The following is a 17,656-nucleotide window of genomic DNA, read 5'->3' as shown; positions in this document are numbered from 1 at the left end:
CCTAGCGCAGCGGATCCCTCGGCGCGGGCAGATGCGAGGTGTCCGGGAACATGTGGAGCGCGCGCAAAGCGGCGCCGAGTTCGGCGATGTCGGACGGGTCGGTCAGCGAACGGCCCAGTTCCTCGGAGATCCGCTTCAGCCGGTGCCGGATCGTGTTGGGGTGACAGAACATCCGCTCCGACGTCAGTTTCGTGGAGCCCTGGCATTCGAACCACGCCCGCAACGTCAGCAGCAGCACGTTCCGGTCGTCGCCGGGCAGGTCCAGGATCGGCCGCAGCACGTGGTGCGCGAGCTGGACCGACGCCTCCGGCGCGCTGGCGACGAGCCCAGCGAGCGGGGATTCGTTGAACTGCACCATTCCCTTCGTCCCCGGCATCATGCTGGAGAGCGCGACCCGCGCGAGATGCAGGGCTCGGGAAGTGTTCCCGAGGCCGGTGAAGACCGGGCTGACGCCGATCCGGCCGGTCTGGTTCTCCCGCAGCAGCTCGATGATCACCTGGGAAGCCGAAGGATCCCGCATGGACACGACGCCGACCTGGAGGTCCGGGGTGAGCCGCCAGGCGGACGCGTGATGCCGGTCGCGGAGCCGGTTTTCGATCTGGGGCAACGGTTCGTGCCCGACGCGCGGGGTCTCCGCGGCGACGACCACATAGGTCCCGTCGAGCGAAAGTTCCAGCACCCGCGCGATGTCCCACAGCGTGCCCTCGGTGGCCGTGCCGCCGGCGAACAGCGCCTCGATCAACGCGGAGCGCCTGCTTTGGTGCGCCAGCAAGAGTTCGGCGGTGGTGTCGCGGTAGGTCGTCGTCAGCGCCTCGGCGTAGTCGTCGATCAGCGCCCAGATCGCCGACGTCGCGGCGACGAGACCGCGGAGGTCCTGATGGTCGTCCGAAGCGGTCAGTTCGACGAACCGGTTCCACACCTCGGTGAGCCCGATCCGGTACGCCCGCAGGAGTTCCGGCAACGGCGCGCCTTGCAGCGCCCGTGCGCGCCCGGTCGCCCGCGCCTGCGCGAGGTCGGGTTCCTCGGTGCCGCGCAGCGTCCGCATGACGTATTCGAGGTTGTTCCGCACCGACGTCCGCAGTTCGGCGAGAGTGACGAACTGCGCGTCGTGGTACACCGGCATTTCGGCGCGGATCTGCTCGACGGTGGTCTCGATGACCCCGGGCAGCTGCTTTTCGACCTCGACGGCCAGCTCGGCGACGAGCACGGCCGAGCCTTCGCGGAGCACGGTTCGATAGTGCATGGGCGCCCTCCGGGGCAGGGACACCTCGTCGAGCCCCTGGGGACGTCATCTAACACGACTTGCCCGGAAGTGGCCTGTCGAAACCGAAAGGCGCCGCCGGTGCGGCGAAAAATCGGGATTTTCGCCGCACCGGCGGGGTTTTCACATCTTCGCGGCCGCGCTCTTGATGGCTTCGCGGATCCGGAAGTAGGTGCCGCACCGGCAGACGTTCTGGATCGCGTCGATCTCGGCGTCCGTCGGGTTCTTCGTCTTCTTCAGCAACGCCACCGCGGCCATGATCTGCCCCGGCTGACAATAGCCGCACTGCGCGACGTCCTGCTCCAGCCACGCCTCCTGCACCGGGTGCAGATCCTCACCGTCGGCGAGGCCTTCGATGGTGGTGACGTCCTTGCCCGAGCAGTCGGACACCGGCGTCACGCACGGGTTGAACGCCTCGCCGTCGAGGTGACTGGTGCAGGCCTTGCAGACGTTGATCCCGCAGCCGTACTTCGGGCCGCGGACGCCGAGCTTGTCCCGCAGCGCCCACAGCATGGGCAGATCGGCGGGCGCGTCGACGGTGACGGTCTTCCCGTTCACCGTGAAGGTGTAATTGGGCATCGGAACTCCTTGGCGGGGAGGGAAAGTCAGCGGGGGAAGGGTTCGAAGTCGACCGGGAAGTTGATCGGGAAGCTGCGTGGCTTGATCCCGGTGGCCCGCGCGTAGGCGTTCCCGATCGCGCCGACCGGCGCGGGCACGCCGAGTTCCCCGGCGCCGCCGATCTCGCCCGTCTCCGGCATCACGTGCACCTTGACGTCCATCGGCGAGTTCTTCTGCCGCGCGTAGTGGAACTGCGAGTAGCTGCCCTCCAGCGGGAGCCCCTTGTCGATGTGCAGCCCGGCGGTCAGCGTCGTCGAGATGCCGTCGGTCAGGCCACCGAGCATCTGCGCCTCGATCCCGCGCGGGTTGACCGGCTTGCCGACGTCGACGGCGATGGTCGCCTTGGTGACGCGCGGGTTCTTCGGGTCGCGGGCGTCCATTTCGACCAGGCAGGCGGTGTACGACTTGTACTCGCCATGCACCGCGACACCCTGCGCGAAGCCCTTGGGCATCTTCTTGCCCCACTCGCCGAGTTCGGCGACCTTGTCCAGCACGGCGCGCTGCCGGTCGTTCTTGATGAACTCGCGCCGGAACGCCACCGGGTCCTTGCCGAGCTTCGCGGCGATCTCGTCGACCATGATCTCTTCCGCGCCGCGAGTGCTCGACGAGTACACCGACCGCCAGGCGCCGGTGTGGAAGTCCACCGGGACCTCGTTGAGCAGCTGCGTGGTGACACCGAAGTTGTACGGCGACTTCACCGTCAGCAGGAACACCGTCTGCGCGAAGCTCAGGTTGCCGCCGACCGGGAGCTCGGCGGCGAAGGCGGTCAGGACCTCGCCGAGCCCGTGGCCCCAGTCGGTCTCGACGCTGGCGACGCGGTGCTCGAAGGTGAGCACCTGGCCGAGCGCGAAGGTGGCGCGGATCTTGTGGTGGCTCGCGGCGCGGGCGCGGCCGTGGCGCATGTCGTCGATGCGGCTCCACATCAGCCGCACCGGCCGCTTCATCGCCTTCGAGATCCGCGCGGCTTCGATCGCGCCGTCGGAGAACAGGCGGCGGCCGAACGAGCCGCCCGCCTGCTGGACGTGCACGGTGACCTTGTTCGCCGGCAGCCCGAGCTCCTGCGCGATGTTCTGCTTCGCGAGGATCGGGACCTTCATACCCGACCAGATGGTCGCGCTGTCCTCACGGACGTCGGCGACCGCCGAGTTGGTCTCCAGCGGCGCGTGGCTGGCGAAGGCGAAGTCGAACTCGCCGTCGACGTACTGGGTCAGCAGCGGCGGCACGACGAACGGGAGCGCCGCGGCCTGGAGCTTCTTCTTGATCGTCGCGTTGTTCTCACCGTCGACGGTGCCGCTGTTCCAGGTGACGTCGAGGGCGTTCTTGCCGTCGAGCGCCTGGCCGAAGGTCTCGGCCAGCACCGCGACGCCGGTCTTGATGACGGCGATGTCGAGGATGCCCGGCATCGCGCGGACGGCGGCCTCGTTGTTGACCTTCTCGACCGTGCCGTTGATCGTCGGCGGGCGGCGGACCATGGCCGGCTTCGCACCGGGGATGTCCAGGTCGAGCGTGTACTTCAGCTGCCCGGTGACCATCGCGCGGGCGTCCTTGCGCGACTGCGGCGTGCCGACCAGCTTGTGCGCGGACTCGGCCTTCGGGGTGGCGGTGAGCTTCCCCAGGTCGGCGCGGGCGGCGGGCTTGGCCAGCGCGCCGTAGTCCATCCGGCGGCCGTCGGGCGCGATCACCGCGCCGTCCCTTGTGGACAGGCGGTCGGCCTTGGCGCCCCACTGCCGCGCGGCGGTGGCGACCAGGCGGGCGCGGGCGGCGGCGGCCGCGGTCCGCACCGGGGTGTAGAGCGAGCGCATCGTGTTGGAGCCGCCGGTCAGCTGGTTGAACAGCAGTTCCGGGCGGGCGTCGGAGAGCACGACGTCGACGCGGTCGAGCGGCAGGTCCAACTCCTCGGCGACCAGCATCGCGTTCGCGGTGGTGATGCCCTGGCCGACCTCGGTCCGCGGCAGCTCCAGCCGCACCCGGCCGTCTTCGCGGACCTCCAGCACGAGCAGCCCGGCGGTGGGGGCGTTCGACAGGGTCAGCACGTCGCCGAGGTCGAGGATCTCGGCCGGTCCGGGCGGGGTCGGGATGACGGCTTCGGCTTCTTCGGGCGCGACGGTGTCGATACCGATCTTCGTGGCGATCGTGAGGGTGGGCGCCGCGACGAGGAAGGTCAGGAACCGGCGGCGGCCGAGGCCGCCGGGGTCCTGCTCCTGGGTTCCAGTGGTGGGGCTGGCCATCGGGAAGATCCCTTCGAGAGCGCGCGGTGAAGGCGGGGACCCTCGCGCGGCCTGGGGTTGGATGGCGACACGCTAGGCATCGGCATTCGGCCTAGTCAACGCGGAGTAGTCGGGTCAGCCCATCTGTGTGACGAGGTGACAGCGAAGGGCCCGAAATGTGTGACGCGCCACAGTGCGCTTCGCATTTCGTCCTCTGAATGCGGTAGTTGCCAGCGCGAACCACCGCATTCAGAGGACGAAATGCGTCAGATGGAGTCGCGCTCCCGGCCCGCTTCGAGCAGGTCTTCGCGGGCGCGGGCGATCCGCGAGCGCACGGTGCCGACCGGGCAGCCGCAGATCTCGGCGGCCTCGGCGTAGGAAAGGCCCAGCACCTGGGTGAGGACGAGGACCTCGCGCCGTTCCGGGTCGAGCCCGTCGAGCAGCATCCGCAGCTCCACCAAATCCTCGAAGCCCGCGACACCCTCCGCCTGACGAGCGCCGCGACGCTCGGCGGTGGCCTCCCAGTCGACGTCGGCGAGCTTCGGGCGGGCCGAAGCAGCCCGGATGCGGTCGACGACCACCCGGCGCGCGATCGACAGGAGCCAGGTCCGCGAAGAGGACCGGCCGGCGAACCGGCGCAGGCTGCCGAACGCGCGCAGGTACGTCTCCTGGGTGAGATCGTCGGCGGCGCCGACGTCGGCGAGGTGCGCGACGAACCGCCAGACGTCCGCCTGGGTGGCGCGCACCCAGTCCTCCAGCGCCCGCCGGTCGCCGCGGGCGGCGGCGAGAGCGAGCTCGGTCACCCGCTCGTCGTCGTGGTTGCGCGGCCCGGCCATACGAGAAACGTAGCAGCGTCGCGGGAACCGGGGCAGGCCCGCGCCCGACAAGTGAGACGTGAAGTGCGAGACCTGCCGCGAGGCCCTGTCGGCCCGGCTCGACGGCGAAACCGAACCCGCTCCGCCCGAGGTGGTCGACCGGCACGTGGCAGGCTGCCCCGCCTGCCGGTCCTGGCTCGCCGGTGCCGAACGGCTGCACCGGACGATGCTGCTGCGCCCCGCTCCCCCGGTCCCGGACCTCACCGCCGTCATCCTGGAACGCACCCCCGCCCCGCCGAGCGAGGGCTGGACGGCCAGGATCGCCCTCGCCGTGGTCGCGATCGCGCAGCTCGGCCTCGCCTTCGCCCAGCTGCTGGGCGTCGAAGACCACACCGCGGGTCACGGCACGGAGTCACTGATCGGGCACCTTTCGCACGAAAGCAGCGCGTGGAACCTCGCCGTCGGCGTCGGGCTCGGCTGGGCCGCCGTCCGCACGAAGGCGGCGGCAGGGCAGCTGCCGGCGCTGACCGGTTTCGTCGCGCTGCTCCTGGCCCTGTCCGCGGGCGACCTCGTCACGGGACAGGTCAGCGCCGGTCGCGTGCTCACCCACGGCCTGGTCGTCGCCGGACTCCTGTTGCTGTACGTGGTGAACCGACAGCACCGGCTTCGCAACCGCCCCAGCCCGGCGACGACGGCGGACACCTCGGACGGCTACCCCGTGGAAGCGAGCCACGAAACCGGCGAAGCCCCCGAACGGCCCCGCCAGCACAGGGGATTCCGGCGCCCGGCGAGCCGTCACGTCGCCTGACCGGAAAGTTCACCGCCTTGGTCTAGACCATTTCCGGTCACTGGGAGCACGCGCGCGGACACCGGGTGAATCACCGGATTTCGCGCGCGCCCTGCGCGATTTGCGACCCGGACACGTTTACTGTCACCGGGAACCATCGAATGTAAACCTTCTTGCCCTTTTCGGGCCGGACCCGGCTAACTTTGGTGGAACACCTTGTTCGACAGGAGGCGAAGCTCGTGGTTGGCGCAGAAAGTCCGCCCGTCGGCACCCCCGCCGGGATGCGGAAGATCAATCAGCGCGCCGTGCTGGACCTCCTGCGCCGCAGCGGCCCCGCCACGCGGCCGCAAGTCGCCAAGGACACCGGTCTTTCCAAACCCACGGTGAGCCAAGCGTTACTGGCCCTCGAAGCGGCCGGGCTCGCCAGGGCGACCGGGCACACCTCGACCGGCACCGGCCGGTCCGCCGTCCTCTACGAAGCGGATCCCACCGCCGGTTACGTCCTGGGTGTCGACATCGGACGCGAGCACCTCCGTGTCGCCGTCTCGGATCTCGGCCACACCGTCGTCGCCCGCCGTGACGAGCGGAACACCTCGCGTTCGGGCACCGCTCTCGTCAGCGCCGTGGGCGCCCTCGCGGCGGCGACGGTACGCGAAGCGGGGCTGAGCCAGGCCGACATCGTCGTGCGCGTCCTCGGCTCGCCCGGTGTCGCGGATCCGGGCAAACGCTGCTTCCGGCACGCGCCGAACCTGCCCGGCTGGGGCAAGGCGGGCCTGCTCGACGAACTCGAAGGCGTCCTCGGCCCGGATCTGATGGTCGAGAACGACGCGAACCTCACCGCCGTCGGCGAGTGGGAACGCGGTGCCGCGCGCGGCGCGTCCGTGTTCGGCTGCATCACCATCGGCACCGGCGTCGGCATGGGCGTGATGGTCAACGGCCAGGTCTTCCGCGGCGCGACGGGCGCGGCGGGCGAGATCGGCTACCTGCCCTACGGCCAATCGCACGCGGCGGGCGAGGGCGAAGACGCCCCGCCGGTCCGCGGCCACCTCGAAGAGGCGACGGCGGCGCAGTCCGTCGTCCGCGGCGCGCGCGAACTCGGCCTCGGCACGGCGAAATCGGCCCGCGAGGTCTTCCGGCTCGCCCGCGACGGTGACGAACTCGCGATGCGCGCGGTCGAAGCGGAGGCGGACAGGCTCGCCTACACCGTGGCTTCGGTGGCGGCGGTGATCGATCCGGAACTGATCGTGCTCGGCGGCGGTATCGGCACCGCGGCCGATCTGCTGCTCGATCCGATCGACCGCGCCCTGCGTTCGTTCACCCCGCTCGTCCCTTCGGTCGTCCAGGGCGAACTGGGCGACGACGGCGTGCTGACCGGCGCGATCAGCGTCGGGCTGCGCGCCGCCGAGGGCTTGGTCTTCGAACGGAAGGTGGGCGCCTAAGAACGTCGCCAGGCCTTCCCGCCGGTGCTGACCCGCCACGGAGTCAGCCTCAGCACCGTGACGCCCGGGTCCAGCGGATCATCGCCGCCCATGATCTTCGGATCGAAACCCAGCGGCTCCGGCGTTTCCGACGCCAGCCGCCACAGGTGCCGCCGCGTTTCCTCGTCGTCGGCGTAGGCGGCTCCGCATTCGGCCACGGCGACCTCGTGCGCCGGATCCCAGTACGAGCACGAAACGAACGGCGTGCGCGCCAGATGCGCCTTCTTCAGCGGTGTCGGCCGGGTGAACAGGTGCCCGACGAGCTCGCCGTCCCGCGTCTCCCAGATCGGATGCACCACCCGTGACCTCGGCCTCCCCTGTCTGTCGACCGTCGCGAGCGTGCACCAGACCACACGGTGGGCGACGCGGACGAACTCCGCCACCAGCTCCGAAGGGACCGTGCTAGATTCCACAACCATGGTTGTGGATCCTACGCCGTCGAACCTCGACCTGTCACTCGTCTCGCTGTTCGCGGGCTGGGCGATGGGCGGTGAGGTCCAGCGGCGGCTGACCGCCGACGGGCTCGGCGAACTGCGGTTCAACGACGGCGTCGTGTTCCAGCACGTGCTCGCGGGGCCGCTGTCGATCTCCGCGCTCGCCGAACGGATGAGTGTGACTCAGCAGGCGGCTTCGAAGGCCGTCGCCGAGCTGGAAGGCCGGGGTCTGCTGCGCCGCGAACCCGACCCCGCCGACGCGCGGACCCGGCTGCTGCACCTCACGGACCAGGCGGAAAACGCGGTCGCGGCGGCACGGAAACACCGGGCCGCGCTGGAAAAGGAGCTCGCCGACGAATTCGGCGAAGAACGCGTCGCGGACGCGAAAGCCTTGCTGGCCGGGATTCTCGGCCGCTACGGCGAACCGGAAGCGATCCGCGGCCGCCGGGTATTACCTCCGCGGTAATCGACGGCGACCGGCCCTCGCGGAACGATGACCGCATGACCACAGCCAAGAAGATCGTCCTCGACTGCTTCGAGAACATGTTCGTGCACAAGGACTTCGACGCCGCGAGCACGAACGTGCACCCGGACTTCGTCACCCACAGCCCCGGCTTCCCGTCCGGCCGCGACGCTTTCGTCGAAGCGATGAAGAATTCCCCGATGGCCGGCGCGGACGTCTCCGTCAAACGCGTGATCGCCGACGAAGACCACGTCGTCGTGCACCTGCACGTCGTCCGGCCCGGCGAGGAACCGGGCGCGGCCGTCGTCGACATCGTCCGGGTGGCGGACGGGCTCATCGTCGAGCACTGGGACGTCAAGCAGCCGGTGCCGCCCGCCGCGGAAAACCCGAACGGGATGTTCTGAGGCTCGGCGATCGGGCAGGGGCGCGGGCCGGCCGGTCCGCGCCCCGAAAGCCGAGCGGCCACCGGCGAGCGGGGGTAGCGTGCGGAGGCATGATCGGTCTGCCCGACACCATCACGGCCTGCCTCTTCGACCTCGACGGCGTACTGACCGGAACCGCGGCCCAGCACCGCGAAGCGTGGAAGCGCACTTTCGACGACTTCCTGCGCGCCCGTGACGGCGACTCGTTCTCCCCCTTCACCGACACCGACTACGCGGCCTACGTCGACGGGCGGCCGAGGGCCGACGGCGTCCGCACGTTCCTCACCTCCCGCGGGATCGAACTGCCCGAGGGGAAGCCGGACGACGGCATCGACGCCGCCACCGTCAACGGCGTCGGGAACCGCAAGAACCAGCTGGTGCTGAAGATCATCGACGACGAGGGCGTCACCCGGTACCCGGGCTCAGTGCGGTACCTGGAGGCGGCGAAGGCCGCCGGGCTGCGGATCGGTGTCGTCACCTCGTCGGCCAACGGCGCGAAGGTGCTCGACGCAGCCGACCTGACGAAGTTCGTCGAGGCGCGGATCGACGGGATCGTGATCTCCGAGAAGGGTCTGCGCGGCAAGCCCGCTCCCGATTCGTTCCTCGCCGGTGCCGAGGCGTTCGACGTCGCGCCTGAGAACGCGGCCGTGTTCGAAGACGCGCTCGCGGGGGTGCGAGCCGGGAAAGAGGGCGGGTTCGGTTACGTGGTCGGGGTGAACCGCGCGCATCAAGCGGGAGAGCTCCTCGAACACGGCGCCGACGTCGTGGTGGACGACCTCGCCGAACTCCTGGAGGACCGCAAGTGACCGAATCGTTTCTCCGCGGCTACGAGGTCTCGCCCTGGGAGCTGCGCTGGCACGGCATGGACGTCGACGCGTTGCAGCGCACCGAATCGGCGTTCGCGGTGTCCAACGGGCACATCGGCCTGCGCGGCACGCTGGAGGAGGCCGAGCCCCGCGGCCTGCCGGGCACCTATCTCAACGGTTTCTACGAGCAGCACGACCTTCCCTACGCGGAAACCGGGTACGGCTACCCGGAAGAGGGCCAGACCGTCGTCAACGTGACCGACGGCAAGGTCATCCGGCTGCTGGTCGAGGACGAACCGCTCGACATGCGGTACGGGCAGGCGACCGACCACGACCGCGTGCTCGACTTCCGGAAGGGCACCCTCGCGCGCGACACCGTCTGGTCTTCGCCGACCGGGCGCCGTGTCCGGGTGAAGACCGAGCGCCTGGTCTCCTTCACCCAGCGCGCCGTCGCCGCGATCCGGTACGAGGTCGAACCGCTCGACGACGAACTCCAGCTGGTGGTGCAGTCGGATCTGCTGGCGAACGAACCGGTCGAGTCCGACACCCGCGATCCGCGGGTCGCGGCGGCGCTGGAGTCGCCGCTGATCGGGGAATACCACCACGCGGAGGAGTACCACGCGGTGCTGGTGCACCAGACCCGCAAGTCCGGGTTGCGGATGGCCGCCGCGATGGACCACAAGATCGACGTCTCCGACGGTGTCCGCACGCATATCGAGGCCGAGGAGGATCTGGCCCGGCTCACCATCGCCGTCGACGTGCCGAAGGGCGGACGGCTGCGGATCACGAAGTTCCTCGCCTACGGCTGGTCCGCGCAACGTTCGGTGCCCGCCGTGCGCGCCCAGGTCGAGGCCGCGCTCGCCGGGGCACGGCAGACCGGCTGGAAAGGCCTGCTCGCCGAGCAGAAGGAGTTCCTCGACGACTTCTGGCAGACCTCGGACATCGAGATCGACGGCGATCCGGAACTCCAGCAGGCGGTGCGGTTCGCGCTCTTCCACCTGTTGCAGGCCGGAGCCCGCGGCGAGACGAGGGCCTTGGCGGGCAAGGGATTGACCGGCCCCGGCTACGACGGGCACGCGTTCTGGGACACCGAGACCTTCGTCCTGCCCGTGCTCACCTACAGCATGCCGGACGCCGCGAGGGACGCGCTGCGCTGGCGTCACTCCACTTTGGACAAGGCGCGGGAAAGGGCGACCCAGCTGGGTCTACGCGGCGCGGCGTTCCCCTGGCGGTCCATCAACGGCGCGGAATGCTCGGCGTACTGGCCGGCGGGCACGGCGGCGTTCCACGTCAGCGCGGACATCTCCGACGCCGTCGTGCGCTATCTCAACGCCACCGGCGACGACGAGTTCATGCGGACCTGCGGGGCGGAACTGCTCCTCGAAACCGCGCGGATGTGGTTGTCACTGGGCCATTTCGACCGGCGGGGCCGGTTCCGGATCGACGGGGTCACCGGGCCGGACGAGTACTCCGCGGTAGCGGACAACAACGTCTACACGAACCTCATGGCGCGCCGGAACCTGTTCTACGCGGCCGAAATCGTCGGCCAGCACGACGACGTGGCCCGGCGGTTCGAGGTCGGCGAGGACGAGGTCGCGCTGTGGCGCAAAGCGGCCGACGCGATGCTGGTGCCCTACGACGAGGATCTCGGCGTCCACCCGCAGTCCGAAGGGTTCCTGGAACACGACGAGTGGGATTTCGAGGCCACGGACCCGGATTTCTACCCGCTGTTGCTGAACTTCCCGTACTTCGACCTGTACCGCAAACAGGTGGTGAAGCAGGCGGACCTGGTGCTCGCGCTGCATCTGTGCGGGGATTCCTTCACCCCGGAAGAAAAGGCGCGCGACTTCGCCTACTACGAGGCTCGGACGGTGCGGGATTCCTCGCTCTCGGCGGGCACTCAGGCCGTGGTGGCGGCGGAGGTCGGGCATCTCGAACTGGCTTACGACTACCTCGCCGAGGCGGCGCTCACCGACCTGCACGACGTGCACAACAACGTCCGCAACGGCCTGCACCTGGCCTCGCTGGCGGGCGCGTGGCAGGGCACCGTCGCCGGGTTCGGCGGGCTGCGCGACCATGGCGGGCGGCTGACCTTCGCGCCGCGCCTGCCGCCGCAGCTGCGGCGGATCGCGTTCCGGCTGACCTTCCGCGGCACCCGGTTCCAGGTCGAGATCGACAGCGAGGGCGCGACGTATCACGTGATCACCGGGGAGCCGCTGGAACTGGCGCACCACGGCGAGACCTTCACCGTGAACTCCGAGCCGGTGCGGCTGCCGATCCCGGCGGTGGATCCGGGTCCGGCCCCGGTGCAGCCCCAGGGCCGCGCTCCGGTGCGGAGGCGGCCGAAGGGCGCCTGACCGCTCCGCGAAGTGTCATGAGGGGTCCCCATGAGACGAAATCTGTCCCATGGGAACCCCTCATGACACGCGCGGCAAGGTCAGTCCGGCGGTTCGACCGGCACTTCCCCGCTGCCCGGGACGCCGTCGACCTCCTCGGTACCGTGCGGGCCGAGGTCACGGTTGGGCGCGCTCGGCACGTCGGTCTTCGGCTGGATCCCGCGAAGGTCGTCGAGGTCTTCTTCTTCGTCCTGCCCGAAGCTCTTCTTGCTTTCCCTCATATGTCCGGGGTACCCGTTCGCGGCCGGATACGCCAGTTTTCAGGCGGCTTTCGCCGGTTTGCCGTCCAGCGTGACCAGGCCGTCGAGCATGCCGAGCAGCAAACCGTCCCTGGTGGACCACGGGCAGATGGCGACCTGGCCGCCGGAAAGCGTCAGCAGCGCCTCGGCGACGATCGCGCCCGCGAGCGCCTGGTGCGAACGCTGCCGCGAGATGCCCGGCAGTTCGGCACGGCTCTTCGCCGGCAGTTTCGCCAGCCGCGGGATCCACGACCGGAGGTCGTCCAGGTGCAGTTCCCGTGACCGGGACGGCCGGTCTCCGGCGAGCCGGGCGAGTTGCCGCAGCACCTTGGAGCAGCCGACGGCGCGGTGGTCGCGGATCTGCGGCAGGACGTCCTGCATCGCGTCGCGGACCTCGTCGAGCACGTGCTCCCGCATCGCCCGCACGACCTTGGGTGACGGGCACTCGGTGGCGAACCAGTCGCGCGTCAGCGAGCGGGCACCGAGCGGCAGCGAATGCGCGAACCCGGCCTCCTCGGCTTTTCCGGCGGCGAGTTCGACCGTCCCGCCGCCGATGTCGAGCACCAGCAGCCCTCCGGCCGAAGCGCCGTACCACCGGCGCGCGCCGACATAGGCCAGTTCGGCCTCGCGGCGGCCCGTGAGGAACCGAAGTTCGACCCCGGTGGACTTCGCGACGTCGCAGACGACCTGCTTCACGTTGGCCGCGTCGCGGATCGACGAGGTGGCGAGCGGGTACACGTCCTCGACGCCGTGTTTGGCGGCCATGGTCATCCCCGCCTCGACGGCGGAAGAGACCGCGTCGATGCCGCGCCGGGTCAGCTTTCCGTCATCGTCGAGTTCCCGGTCGAGCCGCAGTCGCGTCTGGTGGCTCAGCACGGGTTCGAGCGGCGAACCGCCCTTGGCCAGAACCACCAGCCGTGCACTGAACGACCCGACGTCCAAGACCGCGGCGGACGGCTCGCCGATCTGCTTGCGCACGCGAGGCACCTCACCTTCGTCGCGAACGTATTCCCCCGAGGTCTCGCTTTCACTCCTGATAATGGCGGATTTTCCGCCCGTTCAGGCGTGGTTTACGTTCCCTTTCCACCGGGAGGCCGTTTTTTGACCACGAAGGGGGTACACCGGCGCAGTTCAAGTATACCGTATCGATACAGAGATGAGAGGTTGGACTCCTTGCGTGCCTAGTCGACGAGTTCGCGCAACTTCGAAACCTGCGCGACGCGGGCTTCCCGGCCCGGCAGCATCGGGTTGACCACCAGCGTGGTCGCACCGGCCTCGCGGAAGGCGGCCAGCCGCTCCTTGACGTAGCCCTCCGGACCGATCAGCGAGATCGCCCTGATCAGCTCCTTCGGGACCGCTGCGGCGGCTTCGTCCTTCTTCCCGTCCAGGTACAGGTCCTGGATGAGCTTGGCTTCGGCCTCGTAGCCGTAGCGCTGGGCAAGGCTGTTGTAGAAGTTCTTGCCGCGTGCGCCCATTCCGCCGATGTACAGCGCCAGCATCCCCCGCAGGTGGTCCAGCAACCCCTCGACGTCGTCACCGATCGCCAGCGCGGTGCCGACGAAGGTGTCCAGCTCGCCCAGCTCCGGATCGCGCTTCGCCTTGCCCTCGGCCAGCGACGCGCCCCAGACCTCGGAAGCCTTCTCGGGGTGGAAGAAGATCGGCTCCCAGCCCTCGGCGAGTTCGGCGGTGAGCGCCACGTTCTTCGGGCCGATCGAGGCCAGCAGGATCGGGATCCGCGAACGCACCGGGTGGTTGATCAGCTTCAGCGGCTTGCCGAGGCCGGTTCCCTGCTCGGGCGGCAACGGGATCGAGTAGTGCGTGCCGGAGTGCACGACCTTCTCCCGCCGCCAGACCTGACGGCAGATGTCGATGATCTCGCGGGTGCGGGCGAGCGGCGCGTCGTACTTCACACCATGGAAACCCTCGATGACCTGCGGACCGGACGCGCCGATGCCGAGGGTGAACCGGCCGTCGGAGACGAAGTCGAGTCCGGCGGCGGTCATCGCGGTCAGCGTCGGCGTCCGCGTGTAGATCTGGAAGATGCCGGAGGCGATCTCGACCCGCTCGGTCTTCGCCGCGACGTACCCGAGCTGGCTGACCGCGTCGAACGAGTAGGCCTCGGGGACGAAGACGATGTCGAGGCCGGCCTTCTCCAGCTCGACGATGTCCGCCACGCTCTCGGCGAACCCGCCGGCGTAGTTGATCGCGGTCCCGATCCTCATCGTCGTCTCCTAGCAAGTTACTGAGCGGTTGCTTAGTGACAGTGTCGCGTGAGACCCCCGCGAAGGCAAGACGGCGGGTGCCCGCGGGCACCCGCCGTCGTCACGTCACTGCCCGGAGACCCAGGCCTTCACCACGTCGTCCAGCACCCGCAGCGGCAGGATCCCGCTGCTCAGCACGACCTCGTGGAAGCCCTTGATGTCGAACCGGTCACCCAGGGCGGTTTCGGCCTCGGCCCGGATCCGCTCGATCTCCAGCCGTCCCACCATGTACGACAGCGCCTGCCCGGGGAACGCGGCGTAGCGGTCGATCTCGGCCTCGATCTCCACCTTGGCCATCGGCGTGTTCTCGGCGAGGTAGTCGACGGCCTGCTGACGGCTCCAGCCGAGCGCGTGCATCCCGGTGTCGACGACCAGGCGGCCGGCCCGCATCGAATCCTGGGTGAGCATGCCGAACCTGGTCAGGTCGCTGGAGTACAGGCCCATCTCGTCGGCGAGGCGCTCCGAGTAGAGCCCCCAGCCTTCGACGTAGGCGTTGACGTCGGCGTGCCCGCGCAGCATCGGCAGGCCCTTGAGCTTGTGCGCGATGCAGATCTGGAAGTGGTGTCCCGGAACGGCCTCGTGGAAGGCGATCGCCTCGCTCGTGTGCTTCGGGCGCAGCTCGGCCTCGTAGGTGTTCGCGTAGTAGGCACCCGGCCGCGAGCCGTCGAGCGACGGCTCGATGTAGTACGCCAGCGTGCCGCCGGGCGCCTCCGCCGGAGGGACCGGCTCGACCTGGCAGCGCTCCTCAGGGATGGTCGAGAACCACTGCGGGGCAACGGCTTCGGCGCGGGTGATGGCGTCACGCGCGGCGTCGAGCAGTTCGTCCCCGTCTCGCCAGCGCAGGGCCGGGTCGGTACGGAGCCGCTCGAAGATCTCGCCGAGATCCTTGGTACCGAAGATCTTGTCGCCCAGCTCGCGGTATTGGTCGGCCAGTTTCGCGATCATGTCGAGTCCGGTGTCGTGCAGTTCCCGCGCGGTGCGCTCGGTGGAGGTGTGCGCCCGGATCAGCGCGGCGTACTTCTCCTGCCCGCCGGGGAGGGCGCACAGACCCGGCTCCTTTTCGGACCTCGCGACGGGACGCAGTTCGGTGGCGAGGAAGTCGCGGTACCGGGTGTAGGCGGGCCGGACGACCTCGGCCAGCAGCCGGTCGCGTTCGGCTTCGTAGCCCTCCACGGAAACGGACGCGGTGAGCGCCAGCGGGTCACCCGCCTCGTCACCGAGATAGCGCTCCACGTAAGCGATTCCGCTGTCGACGAGGAAGTCCGGCGGGACCAGCCCTTCGGCCGCCGCCGCGCGCTGGCGCACGATCAGGGCGTCCAGATAGACGCCCATGCCGCCCAGCCGCTCCAGGTAACCCCGGACCCTCTCCTCGTCGTTCAGCGAGAGCACCGCGAGTTCGTTGAGCATGAACAGCGCGGGCGAAGCCAGCCCGTCACTGACCGAGAAATCTTCGGCTCGGGCGTCGGTCAAGTCGACCATCGCCTTCGCCTGCTGGATCACGACCTCGCGGGTGACCGCCTCGGCCGGGGAAAGGCCTTCGGTGTCCAGTGCTTCGGCCCGCTCGGCGATGGCGACCGCCGACGCGCGCCGGGCGGCCACGGCCTCCGCGCCGGGGTCCGGCATGGCGCCCTCGTCACCGGGAAGCCCGAGCAGCGAACGCCACAGCGGGAGCTCGTCGAATTTGAGCTCCATCAGCTCCTCGGCGAGGCTGTTCGGAGTGTCGCCGTGGCCGGCGACCCAGTCGCGGACCACGCCGTCGAGCACCGAGAGCGGAAGCGATCCGCCACCGAGGACGACGTCATGGAAGGCTTTGATGTCGAACCGGCTGCCCAGCGTCAGCTCGGCTTCGGAACGGATGCGCTGGATCTCCAGCCGTCCCACCATGTACGACAGCGCCTGGCCGGGGAAGGCGATGTAACGGTCCACTTCGGACTCGATCTCGACCAGCGCCATCGGCGTGTTCTCGGTGAGGAAGTCGATGGCCTGGCGGCGGCTCCAGCCCAGCGCGTGCAGGCCGGTGTCCACCACCAGTCGCCCGGCACGCATCGAGTCCATCGTCAGCATGCCGAGCTTCGCGACGTCGTCGGAGTACAGGCCCATCTCGTCGGCGAGGCGCTCGGTGTAGAGACCCCAGCCCTCCGCGTACGCGGTGAAGTCGCCGATGCGGCGCAGCAGCGGGAGTTCCGTGAGGCTCTGCGCGAGACTCAGCTGGAAATGGTGCCCCGGGATGGCCTCGTGGAACGCCGTCGCCTCGGCCGCGTGCCGGAACCGCTCCTCGGCCTTGTGGGTGTTGGCGAAGTAGATCCCGGGGCGGGAGCCATCGACCGCTGGCCACATGTAGTACGCGGCGGGCGCTCCGGGCGCGGATTCGGCGGGGACCGGCTCGACCGTCCACGGCTGCGGCGGGATCCGGCCGAACCACTTCGGCGCCTCGGCTTCGGCCCTGGTGATGGCCGCGCGGGCGGAGTCCAGCATCTCGTCGGCGCCGGACCAGCGCAGCGCCGGGTCGGTGCGGAGCCTGGAGAAGATCTCGGCGAGGTCGGTGGTACCGAAGACGCGGGAACCGTACTCGCGGTACTCGGCGGCGAGGTTCGCGATCACGTCAAGCCCGGTCTGGTGCAGCTCGCGCGGGGTGCGGACGGTCGTGGTGTGCATCTCGGCGAGCAGGGCGTAGATGCGCTCGCCGTCGGGCAGCCAGCAGACGCCGGGCTTGTCCTCGGGACGGCCGTGCGGCGCGATCTCGTTCGCGAGGACCTCGCGGTACTCGGCGATCGCGGGCCGGACGACGTCGCGCAGCAGGCCGGCGCGGCGCGTCTCGAAGTCGTCGTCGGGCGCGGGCTGGCGCAGCAGCGGGTCGGCCGACGGCTCGGCGAGATACCGGTCGAGGTACGCGATGGTGGCGTCGACCAGGTAGGCGACCGGGACCAGGCCGCGGGCGACGCCGTCCCGATGCCGCCGCGCGGCCTGGCGCAGGTACTCCGGGATCGCCGCGATGCGCCCGAGGTGCGCCTCCGCCTGCGCGCCCGTGCCGACCGACATCATCGGCAGCACGGTGAGCACCTCGGCGGCGGGCGAGATGAACAGGTCACTGACGGTGAACTCGACGAATCGCGAGTCCAGCAGCGCGATCTTCCCCCGCGCCGTCGCGATCAGGACGTCCCTGGTGGTCTTCTCCTCCGCGCTCAGCCCGTCGGTGCCGAGCGCCTCGGCCCGCTCGGCGAGGCCGGCCAGTTTCGCGCGGAAGGCGTCGCCCCCGGCCTCGCTGAGATCCGCGAGCCCGGTCGATTCGGGACGGAAGCCCTGCAAAGCGGGCGTGACCGGCTCGGCGTCGAACAGGACTTCGACGAACTCGTCGGCGAGGGCGGAGACTTCGCTCATGTTTCTTCCCCAGGGGTCGGTGGAGGCGGTGTCCCCGACCCTAACGGAGAGCGAGTACTACCGAAGCCGGGTTTTGCCGCACGCGGACGGC

At 69.8% G+C, this 17,656-nt stretch carries 15 protein-coding genes; 6 read left to right on the top strand and 9 right to left on the bottom strand.

What is annotated here, in order from left to right:
• Window position 1 precedes the first annotated feature (1 nt).
• The 4 genes from ACFWMR_RS14345 to sigC form a co-directional block, all read right to left on the bottom strand.
• A complete protein-coding gene (locus tag ACFWMR_RS14345; RefSeq protein ID WP_378378653.1) occupies window positions 2–1,243 on the bottom strand; it encodes a PucR family transcriptional regulator in 1,242 nt (413 codons plus the stop codon).
• Between the two features lie 141 nt (window positions 1,244–1,384).
• A complete protein-coding gene (locus ACFWMR_RS14340) occupies window positions 1,385–1,840 on the bottom strand; it encodes a (2Fe-2S)-binding protein (RefSeq protein WP_005155104.1) in 456 nt (151 codons plus the stop codon).
• A 26-nt stretch (window positions 1,841–1,866) separates the two neighbouring features.
• Entirely contained in the window at window positions 1,867–4,107 is a 2,241-nt protein-coding gene (locus ACFWMR_RS14335) for a xanthine dehydrogenase family protein molybdopterin-binding subunit (protein WP_378378652.1), read from the bottom strand.
• A gap of 245 nt (window positions 4,108–4,352) precedes the next feature.
• Window positions 4,353–4,922 carry an RNA polymerase sigma factor SigC gene (sigC, locus tag ACFWMR_RS14330; RefSeq protein ID WP_093936321.1) on the bottom strand — a complete coding sequence of 190 codons (570 nt, stop codon included), beginning with the start codon at window positions 4,920–4,922 and terminating at the stop codon, window positions 4,353–4,355.
• A gap of 58 nt (window positions 4,923–4,980) precedes the next feature.
• Between sigC and ACFWMR_RS14325 the strand changes: the two genes are divergently transcribed.
• Window positions 4,981–5,709, top strand: a complete 729-nt coding sequence (locus tag ACFWMR_RS14325; RefSeq protein WP_093936322.1) for a zf-HC2 domain-containing protein — start codon at window positions 4,981–4,983, stop codon at window positions 5,707–5,709.
• Between the two features lie 218 nt (window positions 5,710–5,927).
• Complete coding sequence (locus ACFWMR_RS14320) at window positions 5,928–7,127, top strand: ROK family transcriptional regulator (RefSeq protein WP_378378651.1); 1,200 nt, start codon at window positions 5,928–5,930, stop codon at window positions 7,125–7,127.
• On the opposite strand, the gene ACFWMR_RS14315 is transcribed toward ACFWMR_RS14320, so the two are convergent.
• Entirely contained in the window at window positions 7,124–7,585 is a 462-nt protein-coding gene (locus ACFWMR_RS14315; protein ID WP_378378650.1) for a pyridoxamine 5'-phosphate oxidase family protein, read from the bottom strand. The two genes, ACFWMR_RS14320 and ACFWMR_RS14315, sit on opposite strands and share 4 nt — an antisense overlap.
• Here ACFWMR_RS14315 and ACFWMR_RS14310 point away from each other — a divergent pair.
• The 4 genes from ACFWMR_RS14310 to ACFWMR_RS14295 all read left to right on the top strand — a co-directional run bounded on the left by ACFWMR_RS14310 (window position 7,584) and on the right by ACFWMR_RS14295 (window position 11,648).
• Window positions 7,584–8,066 carry a MarR family winged helix-turn-helix transcriptional regulator gene (locus tag ACFWMR_RS14310; protein ID WP_378378649.1) on the top strand — a complete coding sequence of 161 codons (483 nt, stop codon included), beginning with the start codon at window positions 7,584–7,586 and terminating at the stop codon, window positions 8,064–8,066. The genes ACFWMR_RS14315 and ACFWMR_RS14310 overlap by 2 nt on opposite strands.
• A 35-nt stretch (window positions 8,067–8,101) precedes the next feature.
• Window positions 8,102–8,467, top strand: a complete 366-nt coding sequence (locus tag ACFWMR_RS14305) for a nuclear transport factor 2 family protein (RefSeq protein ID WP_378378648.1) — start codon at window positions 8,102–8,104, stop codon at window positions 8,465–8,467.
• 89 nt (window positions 8,468–8,556) lie between these two features.
• Window positions 8,557–9,291, top strand: a complete 735-nt coding sequence (locus ACFWMR_RS14300) for an HAD family hydrolase (RefSeq protein ID WP_378378647.1) — start codon at window positions 8,557–8,559, stop codon at window positions 9,289–9,291.
• Between the two features lie 56 nt (window positions 9,292–9,347).
• Window positions 9,348–11,648, top strand: coding sequence for a glycoside hydrolase family 65 protein (locus ACFWMR_RS14295; protein ID WP_378378678.1), 2,301 nt, complete (start codon window positions 9,348–9,350; stop codon window positions 11,646–11,648).
• A gap of 80 nt (window positions 11,649–11,728) precedes the next feature.
• Here ACFWMR_RS14295 and ACFWMR_RS14290 read toward each other — a convergent pair whose 3' ends face one another.
• The 4 genes from ACFWMR_RS14290 to ACFWMR_RS14275 all read right to left on the bottom strand — a co-directional run bounded on the left by ACFWMR_RS14290 (window position 11,729) and on the right by ACFWMR_RS14275 (window position 17,565).
• A complete protein-coding gene (locus ACFWMR_RS14290) occupies window positions 11,729–11,908 on the bottom strand; it encodes a hypothetical protein (protein ID WP_093936327.1) in 180 nt (59 codons plus the stop codon).
• A gap of 39 nt (window positions 11,909–11,947) precedes the next feature.
• A complete protein-coding gene (locus ACFWMR_RS14285; protein ID WP_378278022.1) occupies window positions 11,948–12,904 on the bottom strand; it encodes a Ppx/GppA phosphatase family protein in 957 nt (318 codons plus the stop codon).
• Window positions 12,905–13,107: 203 nt separating this feature from the next.
• A complete protein-coding gene (locus ACFWMR_RS14280; protein ID WP_093936329.1) occupies window positions 13,108–14,148 on the bottom strand; it encodes an LLM class F420-dependent oxidoreductase in 1,041 nt (346 codons plus the stop codon).
• Window positions 14,149–14,253: 105 nt separating this feature from the next.
• Entirely contained in the window at window positions 14,254–17,565 is a 3,312-nt protein-coding gene (locus ACFWMR_RS14275; protein ID WP_378378646.1) for a DUF885 domain-containing protein, read from the bottom strand.
• Window positions 17,566–17,656: the final 91 nt, after the last annotated feature.

This window comes from Amycolatopsis thailandensis (assembly GCF_042723255.1).
Lineage (GTDB): Bacteria > Actinomycetota > Actinomycetes > Mycobacteriales > Pseudonocardiaceae > Amycolatopsis > Amycolatopsis thailandensis.
The sequence above is the reverse complement of the archived record's forward strand: the minus strand, read 5'-3'. Positions and strand labels throughout refer to the sequence as shown.

Coding starts and splice junctions, on each gene's coding strand:
- ACFWMR_RS14290 (WP_093936327.1), bottom strand. CDS start 11,908: ATGAGGGAAAGCAAGAAGAGCTTCGGGCAGGACGAAGAAGAAGACCTC.
- ACFWMR_RS14300 (WP_378378647.1), top strand. CDS start 8,557: ATGATCGGTCTGCCCGACACCATCACGGCCTGCCTCTTCGACCTCGAC.
- sigC (WP_093936321.1), bottom strand. CDS start 4,922: ATGGCCGGGCCGCGCAACCACGACGACGAGCGGGTGACCGAGCTCGCT.
- ACFWMR_RS14345 (WP_378378653.1), bottom strand. CDS start 1,243: ATGCACTATCGAACCGTGCTCCGCGAAGGCTCGGCCGTGCTCGTCGCC.
- ACFWMR_RS14310 (WP_378378649.1), top strand. CDS start 7,584: ATGGTTGTGGATCCTACGCCGTCGAACCTCGACCTGTCACTCGTCTCG.
- ACFWMR_RS14305 (WP_378378648.1), top strand. CDS start 8,102: ATGACCACAGCCAAGAAGATCGTCCTCGACTGCTTCGAGAACATGTTC.
- ACFWMR_RS14295 (WP_378378678.1), top strand. CDS start 9,348: ATGGACGTCGACGCGTTGCAGCGCACCGAATCGGCGTTCGCGGTGTCC.
- ACFWMR_RS14315 (WP_378378650.1), bottom strand. CDS start 7,585: ATGGTTGTGGAATCTAGCACGGTCCCTTCGGAGCTGGTGGCGGAGTTC.
- ACFWMR_RS14340 (WP_005155104.1), bottom strand. CDS start 1,840: ATGCCCAATTACACCTTCACGGTGAACGGGAAGACCGTCACCGTCGAC.
- ACFWMR_RS14275 (WP_378378646.1), bottom strand. CDS start 17,565: ATGAGCGAAGTCTCCGCCCTCGCCGACGAGTTCGTCGAAGTCCTGTTC.
- ACFWMR_RS14335 (WP_378378652.1), bottom strand. CDS start 4,107: ATGGCCAGCCCCACCACTGGAACCCAGGAGCAGGACCCCGGCGGCCTC.
- ACFWMR_RS14280 (WP_093936329.1), bottom strand. CDS start 14,148: ATGAGGATCGGGACCGCGATCAACTACGCCGGCGGGTTCGCCGAGAGC.